Annotated in this window: 1 pseudogene and 1 other annotated feature; the pseudogene reads left to right on the top strand. The window is 64.9% G+C overall.

The features are described from left to right. Positions 1-544: pseudogene (locus ABD120_RS07140) on the top strand (transposase); the annotation flags it as partial. After that, positions 261-377, top strand: a sequence feature (AL1L pseudoknot). Its footprint overlaps the pseudogene before it by 117 nt.

The following is a 544-nucleotide window of genomic DNA, read 5'->3' as shown; positions in this document are numbered from 1 at the left end:
TTTTCCCCTGAAGTGCGCGAGCGCGCGGTGCGGCTGGTTCTCGACAACGAGGGTCAACACGCGTCGCGCTGGCAGGCGGTCATGTCGATTGCGGCGAAGATCGGCTGCACCCCGCAGACGCTGAACGACTGGGTCAAGAAGGCCGAAGTCGACAGCGGCAAGCGCGCCGGCATCCCGACCGAGATGGCCGAGAAGATGAAGGCCCTTGAACGGGAGAATCGCGAACTGCGCCAGGCGAACGAGATTCTCCGCAAGGCGTCGGCGTATTTTGCGATGGCGGAGCTCGACCGCCGACCGAAGTGATGGTGGGTTTCATCGACGCGCATCGGGATGCGCACGGGGTCGAGCCGATCTGCGACGTTCTGCCGATCGCCCCTGCCACCTATTATGACCATCTGGCCAAACGTGCCGACCCGGCGCGGTTGTCGGATCGTGCCAAACGGGACGAGGCGCTGCGCCCCGAGATACGGCGTGTTTTCGAGGACAACTGGAGCGTCTACGGCCTGCGCAAGGTCTGGCACCAGCTGCGCCGCGAGGGCTTCGA

Source organism: Nonomuraea longicatena, assembly GCF_039525605.1.
Lineage (GTDB): Bacteria > Actinomycetota > Actinomycetes > Streptosporangiales > Streptosporangiaceae > Nonomuraea > Nonomuraea longicatena.
This window is presented reverse-complemented; position numbering and strand designations above follow the sequence as displayed.